Origin of the sequence: Candidatus Nanohalobium constans (genome assembly GCF_009617975.1) — an archaeon.
GTDB classification, from domain to species: domain Archaea; phylum Nanohalarchaeota; class Nanosalinia; order Nanosalinales; family Nanosalinaceae; genus Nanohalobium; species Nanohalobium constans.
The window spans coordinates 15,307-35,977 of sequence record NZ_CP040089.1 but is presented as its reverse complement, the minus strand read 5'-3'; the positions used below and the strand labels follow the sequence as shown (position 1 = coordinate 35,977).

Annotated in this window: 23 protein-coding genes and 1 tRNA gene; 8 read left to right on the top strand and 16 right to left on the bottom strand. The window is 43.5% G+C overall.

Translation table 11 applies throughout. The features are described 5' to 3' along the window. Positions 1-87 precede the first annotated feature (87 nt). Positions 88-1,158: a molecular chaperone DnaJ gene (gene dnaJ / locus LC1Nh_RS00200; RefSeq protein WP_153549686.1), complete on the top strand. Its 1,071-nt coding sequence runs from the start codon at positions 88-90 to the stop codon at positions 1,156-1,158. Here dnaJ and LC1Nh_RS00195 read toward each other — a convergent pair. Beyond that, on the bottom strand, positions 1,155-1,787 hold the full coding sequence (locus LC1Nh_RS00195; protein ID WP_153549685.1) for a hypothetical protein: 633 nt from the start codon (positions 1,785-1,787) through the stop codon (positions 1,155-1,157). The genes dnaJ and LC1Nh_RS00195 overlap by 4 nt on opposite strands. 57 nt (positions 1,788-1,844) lie before the next feature. Further along, positions 1,845-1,997: transfer RNA gene (locus tag LC1Nh_RS00190), tRNA-Thr, on the bottom strand. A 183-nt stretch (positions 1,998-2,180) separates the two neighbouring features. Between LC1Nh_RS00190 and LC1Nh_RS00185 the strand changes: the two genes are divergently transcribed. Further along, a complete protein-coding gene (locus LC1Nh_RS00185; protein WP_153549684.1) occupies positions 2,181-2,879 on the top strand; it encodes a DUF5794 domain-containing protein in 699 nt (232 codons plus the stop codon). Here LC1Nh_RS00185 and LC1Nh_RS00180 read toward each other — a convergent pair. Beyond that, complete coding sequence (locus tag LC1Nh_RS00180) at positions 2,876-3,256, bottom strand: FxsA family protein (RefSeq protein ID WP_217907045.1); 381 nt, start codon at positions 3,254-3,256, stop codon at positions 2,876-2,878. The genes LC1Nh_RS00185 and LC1Nh_RS00180 overlap by 4 nt on opposite strands. Before the next feature lie 53 nt (positions 3,257-3,309). Between LC1Nh_RS00180 and LC1Nh_RS00175 the strand changes: the two genes are divergently transcribed. Together LC1Nh_RS00175 and pepF are read left to right on the top strand one after the other, a co-directional pair. After that, entirely contained in the window at positions 3,310-4,347 is a 1,038-nt protein-coding gene (locus LC1Nh_RS00175; RefSeq protein ID WP_153549682.1) for a M42 family metallopeptidase, read from the top strand. Positions 4,348-4,359: 12 nt separating this feature from the next. After that, on the top strand, positions 4,360-6,141 hold the full coding sequence (pepF, locus tag LC1Nh_RS00170) for an oligoendopeptidase F (RefSeq protein WP_153549681.1): 1,782 nt from the start codon (positions 4,360-4,362) through the stop codon (positions 6,139-6,141). Here the strand turns inward: pepF and LC1Nh_RS00165 are convergent. Further along, a complete protein-coding gene (locus LC1Nh_RS00165; RefSeq protein WP_153549680.1) occupies positions 6,138-7,247 on the bottom strand; it encodes an aminopeptidase in 1,110 nt (369 codons plus the stop codon). The genes pepF and LC1Nh_RS00165 overlap by 4 nt on opposite strands. 56 nt (positions 7,248-7,303) lie before the next feature. Here LC1Nh_RS00165 and LC1Nh_RS00160 point away from each other — a divergent pair, with 56 nt between their 5' ends. After that, positions 7,304-8,791 (top strand): carboxypeptidase M32, encoded by a 1,488-nt coding sequence (locus tag LC1Nh_RS00160; protein ID WP_153549679.1) that lies wholly within the window; start codon positions 7,304-7,306, stop codon positions 8,789-8,791. A gap of 7 nt (positions 8,792-8,798) precedes the next feature. Here LC1Nh_RS00160 and LC1Nh_RS00155 read toward each other — a convergent pair whose 3' ends face one another. The 6 genes from LC1Nh_RS00155 to thpR are packed head-to-tail and all read right to left on the bottom strand — an operon-like array spanning position 8,799 to position 14,025. After that, positions 8,799-10,001 (bottom strand): ABC transporter permease, encoded by a 1,203-nt coding sequence (locus tag LC1Nh_RS00155; protein WP_153549678.1) that lies wholly within the window; start codon positions 9,999-10,001, stop codon positions 8,799-8,801. Continuing rightward, a complete protein-coding gene (locus LC1Nh_RS00150) occupies positions 9,998-11,206 on the bottom strand; it encodes an ABC transporter permease (RefSeq protein WP_153549677.1) in 1,209 nt (402 codons plus the stop codon). The genes LC1Nh_RS00155 and LC1Nh_RS00150 overlap by 4 nt, the downstream gene beginning before the upstream one ends. Positions 11,207-11,213: 7 nt before the next feature. Next, a complete protein-coding gene (locus tag LC1Nh_RS00145) occupies positions 11,214-12,407 on the bottom strand; it encodes a COG1361 S-layer family protein (protein WP_153549676.1) in 1,194 nt (397 codons plus the stop codon). 6 nt (positions 12,408-12,413) lie between these two features. After that, the gene (locus tag LC1Nh_RS00140; RefSeq protein WP_153549675.1) at positions 12,414-13,115 is read right to left on the bottom strand and encodes an ABC transporter ATP-binding protein; all 702 of its coding nucleotides are present in this window, start codon (positions 13,113-13,115) and stop codon (positions 12,414-12,416) included. A gap of 38 nt (positions 13,116-13,153) precedes the next feature. Next, a complete protein-coding gene (locus tag LC1Nh_RS00135) occupies positions 13,154-13,495 on the bottom strand; it encodes an OB-fold nucleic acid binding domain-containing protein (RefSeq protein ID WP_217907044.1) in 342 nt (113 codons plus the stop codon). Further along, complete coding sequence (gene thpR / locus LC1Nh_RS00130) at positions 13,492-14,025, bottom strand: RNA 2',3'-cyclic phosphodiesterase (RefSeq protein WP_153549673.1); 534 nt, start codon at positions 14,023-14,025, stop codon at positions 13,492-13,494. The genes LC1Nh_RS00135 and thpR overlap by 4 nt, the downstream gene beginning before the upstream one ends. 55 nt (positions 14,026-14,080) lie before the next feature. On the opposite strand from thpR, the gene LC1Nh_RS00125 reads away from it, so the two are divergent. Together LC1Nh_RS00125 and LC1Nh_RS00120 are read left to right on the top strand one after the other, a co-directional pair. After that, a complete protein-coding gene (locus tag LC1Nh_RS00125) occupies positions 14,081-14,341 on the top strand; it encodes a PRC-barrel domain-containing protein (RefSeq protein WP_153549672.1) in 261 nt (86 codons plus the stop codon). Between the two features lie 87 nt (positions 14,342-14,428). Then, positions 14,429-14,857: a hypothetical protein gene (locus LC1Nh_RS00120; RefSeq protein ID WP_153549671.1), complete on the top strand. Its 429-nt coding sequence runs from the start codon at positions 14,429-14,431 to the stop codon at positions 14,855-14,857. Here LC1Nh_RS00120 and radA read toward each other — a convergent pair. The 4 genes from radA to LC1Nh_RS00100 form a co-directional block, all read right to left on the bottom strand. After that, complete coding sequence (radA, locus tag LC1Nh_RS00115) at positions 14,854-15,810, bottom strand: DNA repair and recombination protein RadA (RefSeq protein WP_153549670.1); 957 nt, start codon at positions 15,808-15,810, stop codon at positions 14,854-14,856. The two genes, LC1Nh_RS00120 and radA, sit on opposite strands and share 4 nt — an antisense overlap. Before the next feature lie 20 nt (positions 15,811-15,830). Continuing rightward, a complete protein-coding gene (locus LC1Nh_RS00110) occupies positions 15,831-16,832 on the bottom strand; it encodes an OB-fold nucleic acid binding domain-containing protein (protein WP_153549669.1) in 1,002 nt (333 codons plus the stop codon). Between the two features lie 196 nt (positions 16,833-17,028). Then, positions 17,029-17,226, bottom strand: a complete 198-nt coding sequence (locus LC1Nh_RS00105) for a histone (RefSeq protein WP_153550820.1) — start codon at positions 17,224-17,226, stop codon at positions 17,029-17,031. A 1,044-nt stretch (positions 17,227-18,270) separates the two neighbouring features. Further along, on the bottom strand, positions 18,271-18,480 hold the full coding sequence (locus LC1Nh_RS00100; RefSeq protein ID WP_153549668.1) for a hypothetical protein: 210 nt from the start codon (positions 18,478-18,480) through the stop codon (positions 18,271-18,273). A gap of 231 nt (positions 18,481-18,711) precedes the next feature. Here LC1Nh_RS00100 and LC1Nh_RS00095 point away from each other — a divergent pair, with 231 nt between their 5' ends. Beyond that, positions 18,712-19,062 (top strand): hypothetical protein, encoded by a 351-nt coding sequence (locus tag LC1Nh_RS00095; RefSeq protein WP_153549667.1) that lies wholly within the window; start codon positions 18,712-18,714, stop codon positions 19,060-19,062. Here the strand turns inward: LC1Nh_RS00095 and LC1Nh_RS00090 are convergent. Further along, positions 19,055-19,570, bottom strand: coding sequence for a signal peptidase I (locus LC1Nh_RS00090; RefSeq protein WP_217907043.1), 516 nt, complete (start codon positions 19,568-19,570; stop codon positions 19,055-19,057). The genes LC1Nh_RS00095 and LC1Nh_RS00090 overlap by 8 nt on opposite strands. A 75-nt stretch (positions 19,571-19,645) precedes the next feature. Further along, complete coding sequence (locus tag LC1Nh_RS00085) at positions 19,646-20,500, bottom strand: hypothetical protein (protein WP_153549665.1); 855 nt, start codon at positions 20,498-20,500, stop codon at positions 19,646-19,648. Between the last annotated feature and the right edge of the window lie 171 nt (positions 20,501-20,671).

The following is a 20,671-nucleotide window of genomic DNA, read 5'->3' as shown; positions in this document are numbered from 1 at the left end:
TGATAAGTAACAATTATAAATGTTTGGTTGATTGCCATAAAATTAAACCTGTCTTAAAAATTTTTATACACGACAATAAAACAAGGGATGCCCAAAGAATACTACGAACTTCTAGGAGTCTCAGAAGACGCAAGTCAGGAAGAAATCAAGAAAGCATACAGAAAGAAGGCGAAGAAATATCATCCTGATAGTAACGGCGATGAGGCTGATGAGGAGAAGTTCAAGAAAATTAACAAGGCGTACGATGTTCTTTCTGACGAGGATAAGAGGAAGAAATACGATCAGTTTGGTAAGCAAGGCGTAGAAGGTCATGCTGGTAGAGGTCAGCGCCAGGCCGCATCCAATTTCCAGGATCTTTTCGAGGAAATTTTCGGTGGAGGGGGAAGAGGAGGTCAGCGAAGAAGGAGATCTCGTGGCCAGGACATGAAGATGTCCACAACAGTGACCCTAGAAGATGCGTACAACGGAGTTGAGAAGACCTTCGAAGTAGAGAGGAAACAACAGTGCTCAGACTGCGGTGGAAACGGTTCGGAAACCGGAGAGACTAATACATGTGCGGAGTGTAACGGGCAGGGCAGAGTCCGAAAAATTGAGCAAAGCATCTTCGGCCGGACACAAACAGTACAAGAATGTCCAAAATGCAACGGCACAGGCGAAGTGCCGGAAGAAAAATGCTCAGAATGTAACGGAGACGGTCTAACAGATCAAACCGAGACAATAACAGTCGATATTCCTGCAGGAGTACGAGACGGTCAGAGACTGAAACTGAACGGCAAAGGTCACGAAAGCCGGAAAGGCAGGAACGGAGACCTATATCTCGTGGTCAAAGTCAAGACACACTCAAAGATCGAACGCAGAGATAACGACCTCTTTACAACCCTGAAAGTCGGAGTAGGAGACGCAGCAACAGGAACAGAAGCCAAGATAGAACACCCGGAGGGTAAGTTGAAAGTAGATGTTCCTGCTGGAACACAACCAGGACAAGTACTCCGAGTCAGAGGAAAAGGCATGCCCGGACGACGAGGAAACGGCGACCTATATATCAAAATCGATGTAGAAATACCTGTAAACTCAGAAGGAGACGAAAAAGTAGAAGAGTTAACTAAAGAACCAGAACAGAAGAAGAACTTCTTTGAAACCGTGAAGGACTTTATCTAGTAAACGGATTGCTGCAATCTCCTGTTCGCATAAGGTTGTTTATCTTCATCCATCAAATCTTCAACTGACTGCAGAAGAACCAATCCTAAGAAGTTCACTGCATCAGGGCAATAATCACCGTCATCAAAATCTGCTCCTGTATCACGCACCCACACCCTGACAGATTCACAAACCGATTCAGCAGGCTCAGGTTCGTTAAACACATTCAAGAAATTTACACTATTTAACTCCTTCAATTTATCGGACACTTCGCCTCTCTGAGCGCCCGAATCCTGATCCACAAAACTCAAGATCTGATTCGGCGAAATATCTCTCTGCCAGCCCCTATGCCTTTCATCTAAATCATTACAAGCAGTAAGCAAGTCAACCGTACGCTTAGTAGAAAGACCCTCATCAATAACCTGCGTGACCTGGTCAAGACCTCGTTCAAAACCTTCGACTATCTTCGCCTCCCGTCTATTTGAAGAATGTTCGGCATCTTGTTCAATCTTACTTACAGCTTCTAGAACCTCCTCTAAAACAGATGCAAAATAATAGTTCAACTCACTATCCCTTCTAGAAACATTAGCCAACTCACTAATCTCTTTATGGACCTTTCTCTCACCTTCCTTCAACCGTTCAGGATTCATAACAAAACAATATAATATCCTCAAATAAAAAAGAGGCAAACAGAAGACCAGAAAATAAGCCCCGACCGGGATTTGAACCCGGGACCTGTCCCTCACTCGCTTTTTGTCAATTTTTCTGAGAGCCATTTTTTGAATGGTTCAACGCATGTCGAGCTCTGCGTTAGGAGTCGCTACGAGGGGACCGCTCTAGCCAAGCTGAGCCATCGAGGCCTATGTGATGATTTAGAAGAAAATACTTAAAATCTGCTATGCATATCCTTTGGTATGTCTGCAGCGACCGATTTTTCAACTAGTATTGAGGTTTTGAGAGTCGCTGCTGTTTCTAAGTTTAAGTTTGGGGCAAAGTTTAATTGGAAATAGACGCCCCAGAACCGCTAACTAAAGGTTTTGTGTATGGTTCTGGATCAGTTAACTGATGGCGCCCCATGGCATGTGCTGGAATTTGATGAGAAGACGCGGCAACTCGCCTATATATTGATGCTTCCGCTGGTTGACGGTGTTTTCGCCACAATGCTTGTCTCTGGCTATCTTCAGTCCTTTACCAGTATTTTGAATGTTGCTTTCACTGTTTTCGCTGGTGCTGGAGCGTTAGCTGTCCTGTATTCCGAAGCTGAGACAACCAGGGAAGCTAGAAGTATGGTGAAGAAAGTGGCACCTTATCTAATATTAGCTGGAGGTGTTGTCGGAGTCTTAGCCCCTATTTTCAGCCAGTTGTTCCATGTTCAGAGACTTCAGTATGCTACAGGATTGGCTATACTGGTTATTGCTTTGCAGATAGCTGATATTGATTTTGTGGAAGGTTTTTCAGTACCGGCTGTAATCATTACAGGCTTGCTTTTATCTGTAAAGTCTCCTTCAAGCATTCAAGCGACAACAGAATATCTGCTGCCTGCTTTGGCAACTGTTGGAGTTGCTTGCGGAGGATTGTATTTGCTTGCAGGGCTTGAGGACAGGATTAATGTTGATACTGTTAGAAAGGGCGGTGTTCTGGTTCTTGGATTGATTTCTGCTTCTTTATTTGGGTTCAGTGTTCCTTCTGAGGCAGGGTTAGCTGTCCTGACCGCCTCAGTCATACTCTCATTGAGAAATTAGAATCTCTGGAATTCTACTTCAAATGCCGTGTTTTTGCTGTTCATTAGTTTTGCGACCAGTCTTTCTCTGACGGGTCTTACTGCTATAACTGCTCCGAGTATATCTGTTACGAATCCTGGGCTTAGAAGCATCAAACCTGCTAGAACCAAGATAAATCCTTCCATGAAGTTTCTGGTGATTTCTCCTCCTGTTACGCTTCTCTGTAGTTTTTGGAATACATGTCTTCCTTCTCTACGCACTAGTTCTGCTCCTATCAATCCTGTAACTATACTAATCAGTAGTGTTTTCAGTATTCCGATGCTTCCGGCTACTTCTACGAGTATGTAGAAGTCAATGAATGGAAGAAGTAATACTGTTATCAGGATGTATCGGAGCATGTACATGTTGAGGTATGGTTAGCGTTTAAAGTTTCAAAGTCGTATTCTCAGCTATGAAACAACTGCTTAAAGAACTAGTTGAAACACCCGGAGTATCCGGCAAAGAAGAAAAAGTAAGAGAACTAATTTCTGAAAAGATAGAGGATGAAGCAGATTCTATCGAGACGGATAACTTCGGTAACCTGATCGCACGGAAGGGGAGCGGCGACAAAACCTTGATGATAGACGCACACATGGACCAAATTGGCATGGGCGTCAGACGAATCACGGAAGATGGATTTATCCGAATCTCCAAAATCGGAGGAGCTTACCCCATCTCACTTGTAAACCAAAGAGTGATTGTTCATACCTCTGAAGGCGAGAACCTGACAGGCGTTATAGGGGCTAAACCTTCCCACCTAGTAGATGGTCCCGGGGAAGGAGACCTACCACAGATGGAGAAAGCTTTCGTCGATGTAGGAGCCGAAGACAGAGAAGACTTGAAAGATAGAGGAGTTCGTGTCGGAGACTACATCACATTCGACAGAGACTTCAAAGAGATGATTAACGGATATGTCACAGGCCCAGCCATGGATAACCGCATAGGATGCGCGATGGCTATCAAAGCCTTCAACGACTTTGACGAAGACTATGAACTGGTAGCTGTTTTCTCAGCTCAGGAAGAAGTAGGAAGGAAAGGCGCCAAGATATCAAGCCGAAACATCAATCCTGACGCCGCCATAGTGCTGGAAACAGCCAGAGCAGGCGACACACCGAACATGGATCTGGATGAATCCGACGAATTTACCGGAGACGGATTCGGCATAACCATGATAGAAGCAAGCGGCAGAGGAGTGATAACACCGGAAAAGGTACGGAACTGGCTGATAGAAAATGCAGAAGACGATTTCAACTACCACAGAAAGCTCTACAACAAAGGAGTAACCAACGCCGGACACATCAACACCAGTAACTCAGGCATACCGACAGGCGTAGTAGTTATACCAACCAGGCACCTACACACTGCCATAGAAGTGTTGAAGATGTCTGATGCCGAGGAAGCAGTAGAATTCCTGGATAAAACATTTTCTAACTTCGAGGAGTACTTCTGAGGAGATCAAGCAATGGTTAAAGAAAGAAATGAGATAGAAGAAAGATACAAATGGGACATCAAAAGCATGTTTTCCTCAATAGAGGAAGCAGAGAGAGAAGCAGAAGAGCTCAAGGAAGAAGCAAGCAAATTGGAGGAATATGAGGGCAAAGTCACAAGTTCAGCCAAGAATCTGGCGGCAGTTCTGGAGTTGAAGTTTGATATCTCAAGGCGAATGATGCATCTAAGCAGGTTTGCCAGCATGTTAAAAGACCAAGACACTAGAAATCAAGATGCTCAAAGACTTGTCGCAAATATGAATGCCTTAAGTACCGATATCAGTAATAAAACAGGATTTATACGACCAGAGATAGCTGAAGCCGGCAAACAAAAGATAGAACAGTTTATTGAAGAGGAAGAAAGCCTTGAAAGATTTGAACATTACTTTGAGGACCTCTTCCGCATGGAAGAACATATCTTGGATGCTGATAAAGAATCAATGCTGGCAGGGCTTGGAGATGTGCTAGACAGTCCGCACGAGACTTATTCTACCTTTACCAATGCCGATCTGACATTCCCAAAGGTTGAGAAACCATCAGGCGAAGAAGTAGAGTTAACGACCAGCAACTTCACCAAGTTCCAACAGAATCCTGATAGAGATTTCCGGAAGGAAACATACGAGAAGATGTACGACACCTTCGGAAACTATAGAAACACTATTACAACGACCCTGCAGAAAAATATAAGGAAGAATGTGCGGATGGCTGAGATCAGAGGCTTTGATTCAGCTAGAGAATCTGCCATGAAACCTGATAATATCCCTGGAGAGGTTTACGATAACCTGGTTGAAACAGTTAGAGATAACCTCGATCTTCTACACAGGCATGCGGAGCTCAAGAAAAAAGTCCTTGGACTTGAAGAATTGACTCCTTACGACCTCTATATGCCTGTAACTGAGACTGAAAGCCCTGAAATCAGTTTTGAGGAAGCGAAAGATCATGTGCTTGAAGCATTACAGCCTCTAGGCAAAGATTATGTCGAAAAGGTTAGAGAGGCTTTGGGAGACGAAAGATGGGTAGATGTGTATGAGAACAAAGGTAAAAGAAGCGGCGCATACTCTGGAGGTAGCTACGACTCCCGGCCGTTCACCCTGATGAACTATCAGAACGACATGAGCTCGATGTACACTTTAATCCACGAACTAGGACATTCAATGCACAGCCACCACACCAACAGCTCCCAGCCATATCACTACAGCGACTACACCATCTTCCAGGCAGAAGTTGCCTCCACAACCAATGAAGCACTATTAACAAGGCATCTGCTCGATACTGTTGAAGATGAAGAGTTCAGAAAGCATGTTTTGAGTCATGCATTGGAAAACTTCCGAAGTACACTGTTCCGGCAGACAATGTTCTCTGAGTTCGAGCATTGGCTACACAGAGAACTTGAAAAAGGAGATGCGATCACTCCAGATAAAGCTGATCAGAAATACGGAGAATTAAAGTCCAGATATTATTCAAACCTGGAATTAGATGACAGGATTAAGAAGGAGTGGATGAGGATACCGCACTTCTACTATAACTACTATGTCTATCAGTACGCAACCGGGATCAGCGCAGGAAACACATTGGCGGAGAAAATAGTGGATGAAGGGCCTGAAGACTACCTGAACTTCCTGAGGACAGGGAGTAGCGAGTACAGCATCGAGTCATTGAGGAAGGCTGGCGCAGACATGAGTTCACCTGAGCCAATTGAGAAAGCGCTTGGAAAGTACGAAGAGTATTTAGAGAGGGCGGAACGGTTAAACAGTTAGAACTGCCACTCTCCACCTTCTTGAACTACTTCATCATCCAGGATTATTTTGCCTCCGTCTCCTTCTTGTTTCCTAAGGTCTTTGACTATATCCCAATGAATAGATGAATCATTTGGCTCTACTTCTTCGGGAACGGCCTGTGGAAAAGCACTTCCGAGAGCCAGGTGTATTGTGCCTCCAATTTTTTCATCAAGAGCTAATTCATTGGTAAATCGATCTATCTGCCAATTTGTTCCTATTCCAAACTCTCCGAAGTAACGGGCGCCTTCGTCCGTGTTGAGCTGTTCTCTCAGGAAGTCTTCGTTCTTCTCTGCGCTGAATTCAACAACCTTTCCATCCTCCAGTTCCAGATAGACTTCTGTGACTTCGTTTCCCTGTTTTCTACCAGGATATGTGAACTGGATGTGGCCTTCAACTGATTCTTTGACTGGTGTGTAGAATACTTCTCCGTCAGGCAAGTTCTTCTCACCGTTACATGGAACTCCCTTTCTTCCTTTGATGCTGAACCTTAGATCAGTGTTTTCTGATGTAATCCTAACTTCTTGTCCGCCATCAAACTTTTGTTTGATTTTTTCGTTCTTTTGTTCAAGTTTTTCCCAGTCTATGTTGGCTGCATCGAAGAAGAACTCTGTAAATTTCTGTGTCGGCATACCTGCTTTCTGTGCTTTCCCATTTGTTGGATAAGTTACTAGGGACCACTTCATATCTCTCCTGATCTCAGCGAGTTCTTTCGTCTCCTGTTTCCTTAAAGAGATTTTTTCCGGGTCGGCTCCGTTAAGCTCATTTTCGTTTTCGCGGCCAGTGATACATATGTAGGCATCCATCTGCTCAAGTTCTTTCTTTTTAGCACCTGATACTTCTGAAAGCTGTTTATCCGAGGCTTTGGTTATCCATTCATAATCCATTCCTGCTCTCCCGAGCTGAGAATCATAGAGCAGATGTTCGTGTGGAAATGCTCCTTTCTCTATGATTTTGTTTCTTACTTTTTCGAATAGCGGAAGTGTTTCAGTCGAATAAGTACTCAAGTAGACATAATCTCCTTCTTCTATCTTTGTAGATCTTTCGACTATAGTTTCTGCGAACTTCTCCAGTTCCTCTTCGTTCATGTTTAGCTAATTACTCATTGTAAGTTTTATTTCTGTTACCAGCAAAATACCGTATTATGAGCTACTCTGATTTCGAGGATGAGGTTAAGACTTTAACAAATCTTGAAGAAGCATCAAAGTTCTTGAACTGGGATGAAGAAGTGATGATGCCTGAGAACGGCGTAATGCCTCGTTCAAGGCAGAAAAGCACCTTGTCAAAAGTTAGACATGAAAAACTTACATCAGATAATTTAGGAGAGATAATCGATTCGATTGATGAGAATGAGCTTGACGAAGATCAAAAGGCAAATATGCGAGAGTTAAAGCGTGAAAGAGAGAAGATGTTGAAGGTTCCAGGAAAACTGATAGAAAAGATCTCTCAGAAGGAATCAGAGTGTGTAGATGTCTGGAAAAAAGCCAGAGAGGAAGATGATTTCGAAAGTTTTGCAGAAGAACTGAGAGAGCTAGTTGAACTAAAAAGAGAATATGCTGCAGCACTTAACGAAGGTGAGGAACCATACAAGGTTCTGTACAAGGATTACGAACCTTACCTCAGCTTCGAAAGGATGGAAAAAATTCTACAGAAGCTAAAAGAAGAGTTAAACCCTTTAATCGATGAGATACAGGAGAGTAACCCAGATCTATGTACTGATGCTTTCAAAGGCAGTTTTGAAGAAGATAAGGAAATGAGGTTCAACAAGGAGATAGCCCAGGAACTAGGCTTCCCTGATGAGAAAGGGCGTTTGGACTTCTCTGCACATCCCTTCACTGTTGGAAACTCATATGACACAAGGATAACGACGAGGACTAAAGATAACGATATAACGGGTTCTTTGATGCCTACTATACACGAAGCAGGGCATGCACTGTACAACCTTGGAGTGCCTGAAAAGTTCTATGGAACACCTAGAGGCCAGCCAAGAGAGCTTTCAATCCATGAATCACAGTCTAGACTTTGGGAAAACCATGTAGGAAGATCAAAGGCATTCTCCAAGTATCTGCTTCCAAAACTGGAGGAGAAGTTCCCGGAAGAATTCAGTGATACTTCCGTAGAGGATTGCTACGAATCACTCAATCAGGTCTATGATGACAATCTGATCCGTGTAGAGGCTGATGAACTAACCTACCATATGCATATCATAATCAGATTCGAGATAGGTAGAAAACTCATAAACGGAGATATAGAGGTAGAAGAACTTCCAGAAATCTGGGATCAGAAGATGGAAAAATATCTAGGTATAACTCCGGAGACAGATTCCGAAGGGGTGATGCAGGACATTCACTGGGCGTGGGGATCCTTCGGATACTTCTCAACCTATACACTGGGAAGCGTGATATCAGCACAGCTCTACGAAAAAATAGAAGAAGACATAGAAAAACCGGAAAACAAGATAGAGAACGGAAACTTCGAACCAATTCTAAACTGGCTGAGAGAAAACATCCACAAAAAAGGAAGACTGCTCAAAACAGAAGAACTTGTAGAAGAAGCAACAGGACAGAAACCCACCGCAGAACCATTCTTAGAATATATTGAGGAGAAGTACAGCGAGCTCTACAACCTCTAACTTTTCTTTATTCATATCTTAGTGCTTCTGCAGGAGGCATCTTAGCTGCTCTCCTAGCTGGCAAGACACCAGATAGTATTCCTACAATGAACGAGAATGCTGTAGCTCCGATCAGTAGTTCTGGTCCTAGGTATGGATTGATCTGTATTTCGATTGCCTGTGTTGCTGCGTAGGATGCTATTGTTGAGAGTGTTGCGCCTACTGTTACGCCAAGTATGCCGCCTATCATTCCTATTATGCCTGCTTCAAAGATAAACAGCGTCATTATCTGTTTTCTGGTGGCTCCTATTGCTTTCATCACTCCTATTTCGCTTGTTCTCTGTGTTACTGAGGTGTACATCGTGTTCATGATGTTGACGGCACCGACTAGGAGGGAGATCGAGGCTATTCCGATTACTACCCCTCTGACTATTGAGAGTATGCTGTTGAATGATGAGACAAGGTCTTCCTGCGTGGAGACTGAGAAGCTTTCCTCTCCTTCGTCTACTCCTCTTTCATTTCTCAGGTTTTTCTCTACTTCTTTTTTGGCTTCATCGGATTCAAATCCTTCCTGTATCTGGGCGAAAACCCAGTCATAGGTTTCTCCATCTCTGTCTACAAGGTCTGCTGAGGTTTGGTATGGCATTACTACCGCCTGGTCAATGCTGGGATCTCCTGTAGATTTGTAGATTCCGACAACCCTGAATTTTTTCCCATTCACTGTTAGACTGTTTCTGAGGCTGATTTCTTCTCCAAAGAGTCTTTCCGCGACCTGGCTTCCTATGACTATGCTGGATGTGTCGGTTGACTGTATTTCTCGTCCTTCTTCTATCTCCAACGCCCAGCTTTCCTTGATTAGGTCCTGAGACTCTCCTGTCGGCGTTCCAAGCACTGTGACAAACTCCTGTCGGTCATTGTATTTTGAAGTGGTTGTGGCGAAGATTACTCCGTCCGCCGTACCTACTGATTGGCTTCTTCTGACTGTACGCAGATCATCGTTGTCGAGCCTTTCAGCCGATGTTGATGTGGCGCTTCCTGCTGAGTTTATGAAGAGTTTGTCGCTGCCGATCTGCTCGAACTCTTGTTCGACTGATGTCTGGAGTCCTTGTCCTAGTGAGACTAGTGATACAACGGCTGCGATGCCTATGAATACTCCTATCACTGTGAGCCATGATCTTCTGCCTCTGTGGCGTATGTTGCGGTAGGCGATGTAGAACAGGTCTCTTATCATCCTGATCTCAACGCCTCCACAGGTTCTTTCTTAGATGCTTTTCTCGCTGGCAGTGCTCCGGAGATCATGCCGACGATGAATGAGAAAAATATGGCTCCGAACACGAGTTCTGGTGAAACGTAAGGCTGGAATGGCAGAGAGACTGAGGATTTTATGAGAGCTGCTGCGACGTAGCTGAGACCTATTCCTACTGTTGCGCCGAGGAGTCCTCCTATCATTCCTACCATTCCGGATTCGATCATGAATAGTGCAAGTATCTGTTTTTTGGTCGCTCCTATTGCTTTCATTACTCCTATTTCTCTTTCACGTTCGGAGACGGAGGTGTACATGGTGTTCATTATTCCAACACCTCCTACAAGCAGTGATATTGCTCCTATGCCTAGTAGAACTGCTCTTATTATGCTTAGCTGGTTTTTGAATGAGTCTATTATGTCTTGTGCGGTTTCTATCTGGAAGGTTTCCTCTCCTTTTTCTATTCCTCTTTCGTTTCTCAGCTCTTTCCTGACTTTTTCTGCTACTTCTGATGTTGTTTCTCCGTCTGAGACTTCGGCTGTCACGAAGTCGTATCCTTCTGGTCTGTTCAGAACGTCTCTGGTTTCTTCAAGTGGCCCTACAAGCCCCTGGAAGTTTCCTACTGTCTGAGAGGTGCTTATCACTCCTACAACTTTGTAGTCGGTTCCGTTGATATCTATTTTTGAGTTTAGTATTATTTCATCTTCAAATATGTCGTTTTTTGCGTCTTCTGCTATCACTACCGAGCTTGTGTCTCCTGTGGCAAGGTATCTCCCCTCGACAACTTCTATATCGTATATTTCTTTTGCTATATCTGCGTTTCTTCCTGTTGTGATTCCTCTTAGGCTGGTTTTTTCGGTGTCTCTTCTGTATTTGGCGTCTATTCCTCCTGATATTCCGCCTGCGACTCCTTTTATTTCTTTGACTCTTTCGATTGCTTGTTTGTCGTCTTCGTTTAGTCCGAAGGTTGTTTCTGCGAATCTTCCTGATACTCCTCCTGATGAGGATATGAATAGTTTGTTGCCTCCCAGTTCTTCTAGTTCTGAGGCTACTGAGTTTTCTAGTCCTTGTCCTATTGATATCAGTGAGACTACTGCCATTATTCCTATGAGTGTTCCTATTATGGTGAGCCATGAACGCCGTTTTCTGTGGCGCAGATTGTTTATTGAGAGTCTGAAGAAGTCGAGGAACATGGGGTGGTTACTCCTTTCTTTTTCTTCTCCAGTAGTAGATTCCTCCTCCAATGAGTAGGACAGCTACGATGATTAGTGGTAGTGGGCTTCCACTTGAGGTTAGGCCGTATTTCTTGGCTTCTTCTTTTGTGTAGAATTCTGCTGCTATGTTCTGTGTGCTTGTTTGTTTGCCGTCTTGGTCATTGTATTCAAGAGTTACGGGAAGTTCTAGCTGGTCTACGTTGATGCTTTCAGTTTCTGCTTCGATGTGTGTCTGGAATGATGCTGTTTGGAAGTCGTCAGAGTCCATGGATCCGATGTATTCGTCGTTACTGCCGATTACTTCTATGTTGTCGGTTTCCTGCAGCTCCATGGAGACGAAGTCTGCTGATCCGTGTCCCTTGTTGACTAGGCGGAAGTTTAGTTCTTTTCTGCCTTCTGTCAGTGAGTCTTCTGTGTCTAGGGCTACTTTGAGGTCTGGTTTTCCTCCAACGTTTATTCCTGTGGTTGTTGATTGTTCGAATTCTGTTCCTGCTTCATTTTCGAAGCTGATGTCTATTGGCAGTTTGTATACAGAGTTTTCAGCTGATTCATCGATGTTTAATGTGTAGTTGATGGTTTGTGTCTGTCCTGCTTCTATGCTTACCAGGTTTTTGTCGGATGCGCCTGATGTTGCCATTGGGATGTCGCCGGACAGGTCTAGACCTGTTTGAATGTTTTTGAGTTGTGAGTCAGCTAGATTTCTTAGTTTTAGCTGCATCTGTTGTCTTGTTCCTGGGGCTGCTTTGTCAGGGAAGTTTACCTCCTCTATGGATAGTACGTTTCTGTCGCTTCGTACTTCCACAGGAACTTCCTTTGTGTATGACATGTCTCCTGTCTCTACCCGGAATTTCAGTGTGTTGTTTCCTTGTAGTGCGTTTCTGTCGACTCTTGTCTGAAGATGTAGTTGGTATTCTTCACCCGGAATAATCTCTCCGATCGTCCAGTTGGTCTTATCTCCTCTCTCAACTGAGAAAGGATAGTTTTCTTCAAAAGTGAGTTCTATGTTGTCTGCGTTGGCTGTGCCTTCGTTGGTTACTTCGAGCCATATGTCGGCATATTCTGATGTCTGTAGGGGTACTGGTTCTGTTTTCTTTAGGTCTATTTGGATGTTTGATGATGTCTGTGCTGCTGTGAATGATAGGAACAGCAGAAGTGTTGTGATTAGTGCTAGTTGTTTCATATTATATCAATTTTCGAGTTCTTCTTGGTTTGTTTCTTTTTTCGGGTCTGTTACACCGTCTACTATTTGAATTGTTCTGTCAGCGTACTCTGCGTCGTTTGGATCGTGTGTAACCATGATTATGGTTTTGCCTCGGTCGTTAAGGTCTGTAAGCAGATCCATTATTTTGCCGCCGGTTTCTGTGTCCAGGTTTCCTGTTGGTTCGTCGGCTAGAAGTATGTCTGGATCATTTGCTAGGGATCTAGCTATTGATACTCTCTGTCTTTGTCCTCCGGAAAGTTCGCTTGGTCTGTGTTCGGTTCTGTCGCCGAGTCCGACATCTTCGAGGAGTTTTATTGCTCTTTCTTTTCTCTCAGCTTTGCTTTTGCCTCTGAATACCATTGGAAGGGCTACGTTCTGCCAGGCATTCATTGAGTTGATTAAGTTGAACTCTTGGAATACAAAGCCTATTTTCCGGCTTCTTAGTAGTGCTAGTTCGTCTTCTGTCATGCCTCCTATTTGTTCTCCGCCTACGTTGACTTCTCCGGTTGTCGGTATGTCTAGTGCGCCGATCATGTTCATCAACGTGGATTTACCTGAGCCTGATGGTCCCATAATGGCTACGAATTCTCCTTCTTCTATTTCTGCATCTGAGCCTCGCAGTGCTTTTACTTCAGTTTCACCTAGCTGGTATATTTTTTCTACGTTTTCCAGGGTTATAGCCGGCATGTGTTTTAGTTTGAAGTCCGAAGCGTTTAAATTAATCTTTAGTTCTGTTCGATTTCAGTCGAAACAATCTGTAAACTGCCTTGATGGAGTTCAGCTTTGCCCAGAACAGTAATGGTGTCTCCGGAACTGACTTCCGGTTGGTTGAAAGATGTGACCTGGATCTTGTCTGTGGAGTCAGTTAGAGTGAAGAAAGATGCTGAACCAGTGGAGTAAAAACCTGAGACATTGCCTTTTACTTTGACGATCTGACCGACTTTAGAACTATCAACAGAGTTGATGTCAGTTACATCAGGCTTGAGGTGAGCGGTTGAGAACTGAAGAATTCCCAGACCTAGAACTGATAGAAAAAGACATAGATACGTAAAACGTTCTCTGTTCACAGCTCCTTCTCCTCCAATACACTGTAAACCATGGCTTTTCCGGTATGTTTGCTTTTGAATAGTTTAACTGATTTGACGGTCGTCTGAGCTATCTCCTCGTCCTCCAGTTTCTCAAGTTTTCTTCTGAAATCTTTTTTGTCTCTTCTGGCGATGTTTTTTACTCTGGATAACGTGATATGAGGATGGAACTTGTGATCGTTGTCCTCTTCAACCGAGTGTTTTGAAACCTGGTTCTTTAATTCGAATACTTCTTCAGACTCAATCCCTGCCCAGACAACTCGTACATAGTCTTTTGACGGAAATACGCCTACGCCTTTAATCTTCAATTTGAAAGGCTCCATCTCAATTTTGTTCAGTCCTGTCTTTATTTCTTCTAGTTCATTCCTATCAACATTTTTGAAAAATTGGAGAGTTAGATGCATTTTCCCTGGTTTTACTTTGTTGAAGCCGTAGTCCAGTTCCTTCTGCATCTCCTCCAGTTTGTCTAGTACTTTTTCGTTTTCTATGTTGACTGCGGTGAAGACACGCATGGAAAGTTTTTAACTCTCCCTCCCTAAAAACCACTTGTAAAGGTGCCCTAAAACAATGCCAGCAACACCACGTGGAAGCGAGATCACAGGTAAAACAGTAGTATCCGAAGAACACGGTAAAAAATTCGGGACAGTCAACGACATCTCATTCGTCGGAGACACAGGCGAACTAATGAACCTGCTCGTCACAGATACAACCCAACACCTAGACGACGAACAACTCCAAAGCGACAAAAAAGGCAGAAACATAATCCCATTCTCCGCAGTCAGAAGCGTAGGAGACTTCGTCATCGTCAGCGAAGACGACATTCTATAATTTCTACTTTTCTACTACTTATGGCATATTGATATCTACAATTTCTCAACCACAACATTTATATTCTGTTGTTACTAATTGGTAAACATGACAGAACTTAACCTTTCCAGTCACTACTCCAGATTATCAGAGGAAGATCCATTTACACATCTATATGAATCAAAAAACAAAGAAGGTGAGATAGCCACAAGGCTATTTTGGACAGATGACAGTCTGAAATTTGTAAAACATTACGATTTCAATAATTGCGCAGAAGTTCTGGAAATAAACAGAGACAGTGAAGAAGTAGATTTCTACACAGTAGGAGGACCTACAATGTACGATGGAGAAGATGTAAGAGAAAGCTTTGAAATCTCGATCAACGGTGCACCTCCAGAGAATGCAATTGAGTACCTTGAACAGGCTAATGGAACCGTACACGCAGCTGATTCACAAGAAGAAGTAAGCCAAGCGCTCGAGGAAGTAACAGATGAATTAAGGGAGGAAATTCCCCCAAAATCCTACTTAGAAAATTAACCGTCGATAATTCCTTGGTCCTCAATGCTGTAGACGGCTTCTCCTTCTGGCAGGTATGGTGAGTCTTCTAGTCTTGCGACTCTTGTGTCTTTCTTGCCTTTTCTGAGGTAGATTATGACTGCGCAGTTGTGTGCTACGATGTTTCCTCCGATCGCTTTGGTTGGGTCGCCGAACATCTGGTCTGGGTTGTCCATGACCTGGTTGGTTACTACTACTGCTGTGTTGTGGGTGTTGGCTACTCTGAGGAGTGTTGCCATGTGTTTGTTGAGTTTTTGCTGTCTCTTGGCTAGTTCTCCTCTTCCTACATACTCTGATCGGAAGTGTGCCATTAGTGAGTCGACTATGATTAGTCCGATGTCGTTGTCTTGGCAGATCTGTTTGGCTTCTTCGGCTAGAAGCATCTGGTGGTCTGAGTTGAATGCTCTTGCTACGTGGATGTTGTCAAGTACTTCGTCTACATCCATTCCTGCTTCTTCAGCCATCTGTTCAACTCTTTCCGGGATGAAAGTGTCTTCTGTGTCGATGTATACTGCTCCTTTGCCCATTCCACCTTCTTCTTCAGGTTTCTGGACGTTTACTGCGAGGTGGTGTGCGATCTGTGTCTTTCCTGCTCCGAACTCCCCGTAGAGTTCTGTGATGCACTGTGTTTCGATTCCACCATCAAGCAGTTCGTTGAACTGTTCGCTGTTTGTCCCTATTTTCCGCATGTCTTTACGGGCTTCTCGCTTGTCTGTTGCTGTTTCGAAGCCTCCGACATCTGCGTGTTCTTTCGCCGATTTTACAATTGATTCTGCTGCGGATTCTCCTATTCCATCGACTTTTCCTGAGAGTTCACCGGCTTTCATGTTAGCTAGCTCCATCAAATTGGCTAGGCCTTCGTCTCTCAGTCTTTCTGCGGTTTTTCCTCCTACTCCTTTCAAGTCTTCTAAGTCAACTTCTTGTTCTTGGCTCATAGTATTCTATTACCTCGTTTTTATGCTTCCATGACTTCGAGCATACGCTCGATCTCTTCCTTGGTTTCAACTTCTTCCAGGCTGTTGCATAGAATTTCCAGTCGGTCAAAGTAGTCGTTGAATCGTGTTCTTCCTTCGATTACAAGTTCTTTGCCCTGTGCTTCTACAGCTGCTTCTTCTACTGTGTCTGTGTCCATTTCTTTTTCTGTTTCTTCGTCGACTTCTAGTACTTCTCGTGCTTGGTCTCCGAAGAATACTGTTCGGATGGTTTCTGTTCCATCGTCGATGACTCCTGATACCGCTAGTCTTCCTTCCGGATCCTCGACTTCCTCGCCGTCATCGGTGACATAGTCTCCGTCATCATTCTCCCTGACTGTGTCTCCTGTTTCGGGGTGTACTCTGTAGAACGGGTTGGATGTGTAGACCTTCATCAACATGCCGCGAACCCTGTACGAGTTGCCTTCCTGGTTGACTTCTTTGATGGATACTTCCTTTGTGGACATTGAGCTTGAATCATCTACCTCTGGTACTTCATCATCGTCCAGCATCTTGACCTGTACATCATCGCCAAGCCGGAGTTCGGCTTCTCCTTGGTTGTCCTCTACCGTGTATGCTCCTGCGATTTCGATTCCGTTTCCTTCATCGATTTTTTCCGCAATCTCGGTCTGTTCATCCCAGAGTGTTACCCGGATCGTACCTGTCTCATCACCGAGCACCATGTTCTGAACTCTTCCATCTTCCTCGTCATCGTCTCGTTCAAACGTGTTTACATCGGAAATGTTGAGTACTTTGGATTTGACATGGACTTTCCGCATGTCCGGCACTATATTATCTATTTTTAGGTCTTCGTTCTGCTCTTCTGCTATCTGTACGCCGTGTTCTTTTGCGACTAGGTGTGATGCTCCTTCTTCGCTGACTAGTCCGGAGAATTCTTCCATCTTGTCTTCCAGTTTTTCCTGTACTTCGTCTTCGTCCATCTCTGTTTCGTCGACAATTTTCTCTACGACTTCCTCTGCACTCATGTATTAGAAGACGGATGTAATCATTAAATTCATGGTGGAGTTGGACCTTCGGCAGCATGAATACGGATGCTGATAGGTGCCGGAAATGGTTTTCTACAGCTCTAAACAGAGGAGCAAGGTGATTGGTATTATATTATACATGATATGCTGTTCGGTACAAGGAGAAATAAAAATAGTGGAAAAATAGAAGTAGCTCTTATTTCAGGGCGTCTCTGATGTCTTCGCCACGGACAGTTTTTCTTCCTTTGTCATTTGCTACTGCGATCGCTTCTTCTGATACATCCCCTGCGAATGTTTCTAGTACATCTGCTAGTTCTTCTGCACTGTCTTCTGATACTCTTTTGCTGCCCTGACTTTTGATCATTTCCTTCATTTTAGATACTGAGAATTCCATTGTTACCACAGACAATTTTCGACCGGAACGGTTTTAAATAAAGCCATCATGCCGCATAACCATCCAGTAACCTATTTGACAACTCACATTTTCACTTCAAAACAAATTAATGACCCGAACCACGATATAACCCAAGAGCTTTCCAAACTGACAGACATAGAGGAGTTTTTCACCCCTCAATCTCTGCCACATTCTAGCCCAACTCAACCCTCCTGGGAAGACCACTATACCTCACACTCACAGCAACACAGAATCGACTAACAGACACACCGTAAAAGTCATACAGAAACCGAGGGAAACAGACCCAGTCAAGACCCACAAAGAAGGCAGAAAAAGGATAGTAGAACTCACACCCAAAGAAGAAAAGATAGTTGAACCTCTCAGCGAACTACTCCATGTACTCCAAAACACCTAGGCTCGTAAAAAGAGTGTTCAAAAAATACACACATCAGTTAATATTAAGCGAACATTCATGCCTTTTTAAAAACTTTCGACACTACCACCAAGTAACTTCAATGAGTGTGTAAAATCAAAGAACACTCATGGAGAAAAGAGTGTTCAAACAAGGCAAACATTCGTGGTTTTAGGACAGAAGAAGCAAAACGCCCCAACACAAAGAAGGTATGTGAGGCAATGGGTGAATCATGCCAGGCAGTTCACACAGTGAAAATATACCTTCTTTATTTAGAACCTTATCTGGATCGCGACCCCTGGCTAAAACCCCAAACGACATACTAAAACCACATACCCCGACATTTGCGATATACCTTCTTTATTATGAGGTTTTTCTAGTATAAGGAAAAACAATGAGCCAGAGTTCTATGAGTGTTCAATAATAGCAAACACTCATGGTTTCCTGAAGACAGAGTACAAAAAATCGGAAACTATCTTCCCTTCATAACCTGCTAATGCAAAGATTGAACTTCTTTAAATCCGACAATGTCAGTAAAACCTTGCTGCATGGGGTAGCCTAAAGCAAATAGAAGTAGCAAGAAACAGGTGCGACCCACTGATGACGGGTCTTACGGACCAATTAAACTCTGTCTATGTAGAATTTGTTCTTTCATCAAGAACTCTCAGTACTATATCTCGGTTATTTTCAGTGTAGAGTATATTGGCAACCCCGGAATCAGACTCGGTTACGGAGATGCCTAAGCCCATTTGGTCGAATACCTCCTTTAATTTTTGGTATAAGTGACTGTCGCCGTGTATGATGAATCTTTCTCCGTCGTCCTGGATCTTTGTGATTCTCACAGTATCTGTTTAGAAGCAGGTATTAATCAAAGTTAGAGGTTGTTCGTTCAGAGAAAACACTCGTCTAATTAAATTTTAATGGAAAAGTAACGACAAAAGGTTTTAAAATATGTTGAATGTTGGTATTTTTTGAACATAAGTTTGTTCGTGTATATCGAACAGTCATAAGTTGTTTGTGAGTCTTCTGACGGGTATTTTCCATCTGGGTGTATAAGCAGAGGTGTTTAATGAGTGAGTATGTGGGTTGAGTATTCTGATGAGCAGGTGTTGGAGATGTTTGAGGGCTTGGAGTCTGAGGACAAGTGGCATTTGCGTAAGTTCGGTGTCCTGGTTTTGGATGTAAGTGAGAAGTATCTGGAAGATGAGGATTCTGGCTATGTGTCTGCATCTGAGTTGGAGAATGATTGTTGCTTGAGTTCTACCGAGATAGGTTTGGGTCTGAGTGCTGTTGAAAAATTGTATGGTGTGAATATGAGAGAGGGTAGGGGAGAGTATGAAGAAGTTATATGGGATGTATCCGTTCTGGAGTATGTGAATACTGATGCTTTGAGTTCTCTGCTTGAACCAGGTTCAATTAGTTGAAGGATTGTTTGGATTGGGTTAGTTCTTCATGTAGTTTCTCTATGTGAGTTTTGAGCATTATAGCTGAGGGAACGATTAGGAGCAGTATTAGTGTGATAGGGGATGATAGGAATTTTACCATGTAGCCTAGGTATGGTATTGTGAATAGTTCTTGTCCTATTACCTGGTAGTCTGATACCCATCCGGGATCGGGGTCGACATTGGCGTCTCCCTGAGTTTTGAACTGGCGTGAGTTCTCTGTTTGATTCACCTGTATTATTCTATGTGTGATTCTGTCAGCATCGCTCTGATTGGGGTTAGGCACGTAAGTGACTATATCACCTACCTCGAGTTGTGAGGTTTCAGAATTCTGGTTGTACAGTATTGCTCCTTCAGGAACCCGAGGTTCCATCGAACCAGAGGTAACTACGTAGGCTTCTAAGCCCAGAAGCTGTGGAACTATGAATACTACAAGCGGCGTAGCAACCAATACTATGAGCAGTGTCGTAGCTATTTCCATTCTTTCCATCATGCTAAATCCTCTTTAAGTTGGAAGATGTGAGGAAGGAAATAACCCTTCCTCATGTAGCTGAGCATCGCTCAGTTACTTCTTCCCTTTCTTGTGTTCATCGTCTTCTTCTTTTTCTTCATCTTTGCTGTCTTTCTCTGTTTCGTTGGAACTTTCTGACTCTTTCTCGTGCTTCCCTTCTTCGTAACTCTTCTCAGAGTCCTTTTCGTAGTCAGATTCTTTCTCTTTCTCTTTCTCATACTCGGATGATTCTGACTTGTAATCGGTTTTCTCCTTCTTACTGCTTCTGTTGTCGCTCTCTCCAGATTCGTAGCCTTTCTTGCTGCTGGAATCTGCAGATGAGTTACTCTGATGATCTTTCTCCTTGTAAGAGCTTGAGTTAGCGCTCTTCTCAGAATCGCTTTCTGAAGTCTTCTTGTGGTCCTTGTAGGTCTTCTTGTAGTCAACTGAATACTCTACAGCACCTTCTTGAAGATGGTTGAGAGACTGCTCTGACTTCTGTTTGTAGGTCTGAGCCTTCTGCTTCTGTTTCAAGTACTTATCACGGTACTCTTCAACTTGATCGCTCTGCTTCTGGTACTTGTCCTTGTACTCATGAGTCTTCTGCTTCTGCTTTTCGTACAAGTCCTTGTACTCAGTAGCGTCTTCAACTGCTGTCTCGTGCTCTTTCTTCATCTCCTCAAAGTCTTTGCTGATCTTCTGGTACTTATCCTTGTACTCAGAAGATGTAGACTTCTTCTCCTGGAGAGTCTGCTTCAATGAATCGCGCTTCTCACGAAGATCCTCAATGCGGTCCTGCATCATCTGCTTGTCATAGTCACCAGCCTTCTTATCATCCCAGCTAGTGTTCGAAGCAGCTACAGTACCGACACCGGTAATTGAAGCAATAAGACCGATAGCAATGAATGAAGCTAAAACTTGTCTATTCATATCAAAAATTCACCTCCTTAGTTCTGAAACCCTGTTTAATTAGGAAATTAACAGGAAACCCTTGGGAATCATCGCTCCCGTAGCTCAGATTTTCACAAAAAACCAGTAAATCAAACCTAGTCCAAATCAGCATACACATAAAACCGGCTACAGATTATAAACCCATATTTT

Excerpts from the sequence above, each read along its gene's own strand:
- radA (WP_153549670.1), bottom strand. The coding sequence starts at position 15,810 with ATGAGCCAAGAACAAGAAGTTGACTTAGAAGACTTGAAAGGAGTAGGA.
- LC1Nh_RS00110 (WP_153549669.1), bottom strand. The coding sequence starts at position 16,832 with ATGAGTGCAGAGGAAGTCGTAGAGAAAATTGTCGACGAAACAGAGATG.
- LC1Nh_RS00195 (WP_153549685.1), bottom strand. The coding sequence starts at position 1,787 with ATGAATCCTGAACGGTTGAAGGAAGGTGAGAGAAAGGTCCATAAAGAG.
- LC1Nh_RS00145 (WP_153549676.1), bottom strand. The coding sequence starts at position 12,407 with ATGAAACAACTAGCACTAATCACAACACTTCTGCTGTTCCTATCATTC.
- LC1Nh_RS00165 (WP_153549680.1), bottom strand. The coding sequence starts at position 7,247 with ATGAACGAAGAGGAACTGGAGAAGTTCGCAGAAACTATAGTCGAAAGA.
- LC1Nh_RS00185 (WP_153549684.1), top strand. The coding sequence starts at position 2,181 with ATGGTTCTGGATCAGTTAACTGATGGCGCCCCATGGCATGTGCTGGAA.
- LC1Nh_RS00180 (WP_217907045.1), bottom strand. The coding sequence starts at position 3,256 with ATGCTCCGATACATCCTGATAACAGTATTACTTCTTCCATTCATTGAC.
- LC1Nh_RS00140 (WP_153549675.1), bottom strand. The coding sequence starts at position 13,115 with ATGCCGGCTATAACCCTGGAAAACGTAGAAAAAATATACCAGCTAGGT.
- LC1Nh_RS00175 (WP_153549682.1), top strand. The coding sequence starts at position 3,310 with ATGAAACAACTGCTTAAAGAACTAGTTGAAACACCCGGAGTATCCGGC.
- thpR (WP_153549673.1), bottom strand. The coding sequence starts at position 14,025 with ATGCGTGTCTTCACCGCAGTCAACATAGAAAACGAAAAAGTACTAGAC.
- LC1Nh_RS00150 (WP_153549677.1), bottom strand. The coding sequence starts at position 11,206 with ATGTTCCTCGACTTCTTCAGACTCTCAATAAACAATCTGCGCCACAGA.
- LC1Nh_RS00155 (WP_153549678.1), bottom strand. The coding sequence starts at position 10,001 with ATGATAAGAGACCTGTTCTACATCGCCTACCGCAACATACGCCACAGA.
- LC1Nh_RS00090 (WP_217907043.1), bottom strand. The coding sequence starts at position 19,570 with ATGGAAAGAATGGAAATAGCTACGACACTGCTCATAGTATTGGTTGCT.
- LC1Nh_RS00085 (WP_153549665.1), bottom strand. The coding sequence starts at position 20,500 with ATGAATAGACAAGTTTTAGCTTCATTCATTGCTATCGGTCTTATTGCT.
- LC1Nh_RS00160 (WP_153549679.1), top strand. The coding sequence starts at position 7,304 with ATGAGCTACTCTGATTTCGAGGATGAGGTTAAGACTTTAACAAATCTT.
- dnaJ (WP_153549686.1), top strand. The coding sequence starts at position 88 with ATGCCCAAAGAATACTACGAACTTCTAGGAGTCTCAGAAGACGCAAGT.
- LC1Nh_RS00125 (WP_153549672.1), top strand. The coding sequence starts at position 14,081 with ATGCCAGCAACACCACGTGGAAGCGAGATCACAGGTAAAACAGTAGTA.
- LC1Nh_RS00120 (WP_153549671.1), top strand. The coding sequence starts at position 14,429 with ATGACAGAACTTAACCTTTCCAGTCACTACTCCAGATTATCAGAGGAA.
- pepF (WP_153549681.1), top strand. The coding sequence starts at position 4,360 with ATGGTTAAAGAAAGAAATGAGATAGAAGAAAGATACAAATGGGACATC.
- LC1Nh_RS00105 (WP_153550820.1), bottom strand. The coding sequence starts at position 17,226 with ATGGAATTCTCAGTATCTAAAATGAAGGAAATGATCAAAAGTCAGGGC.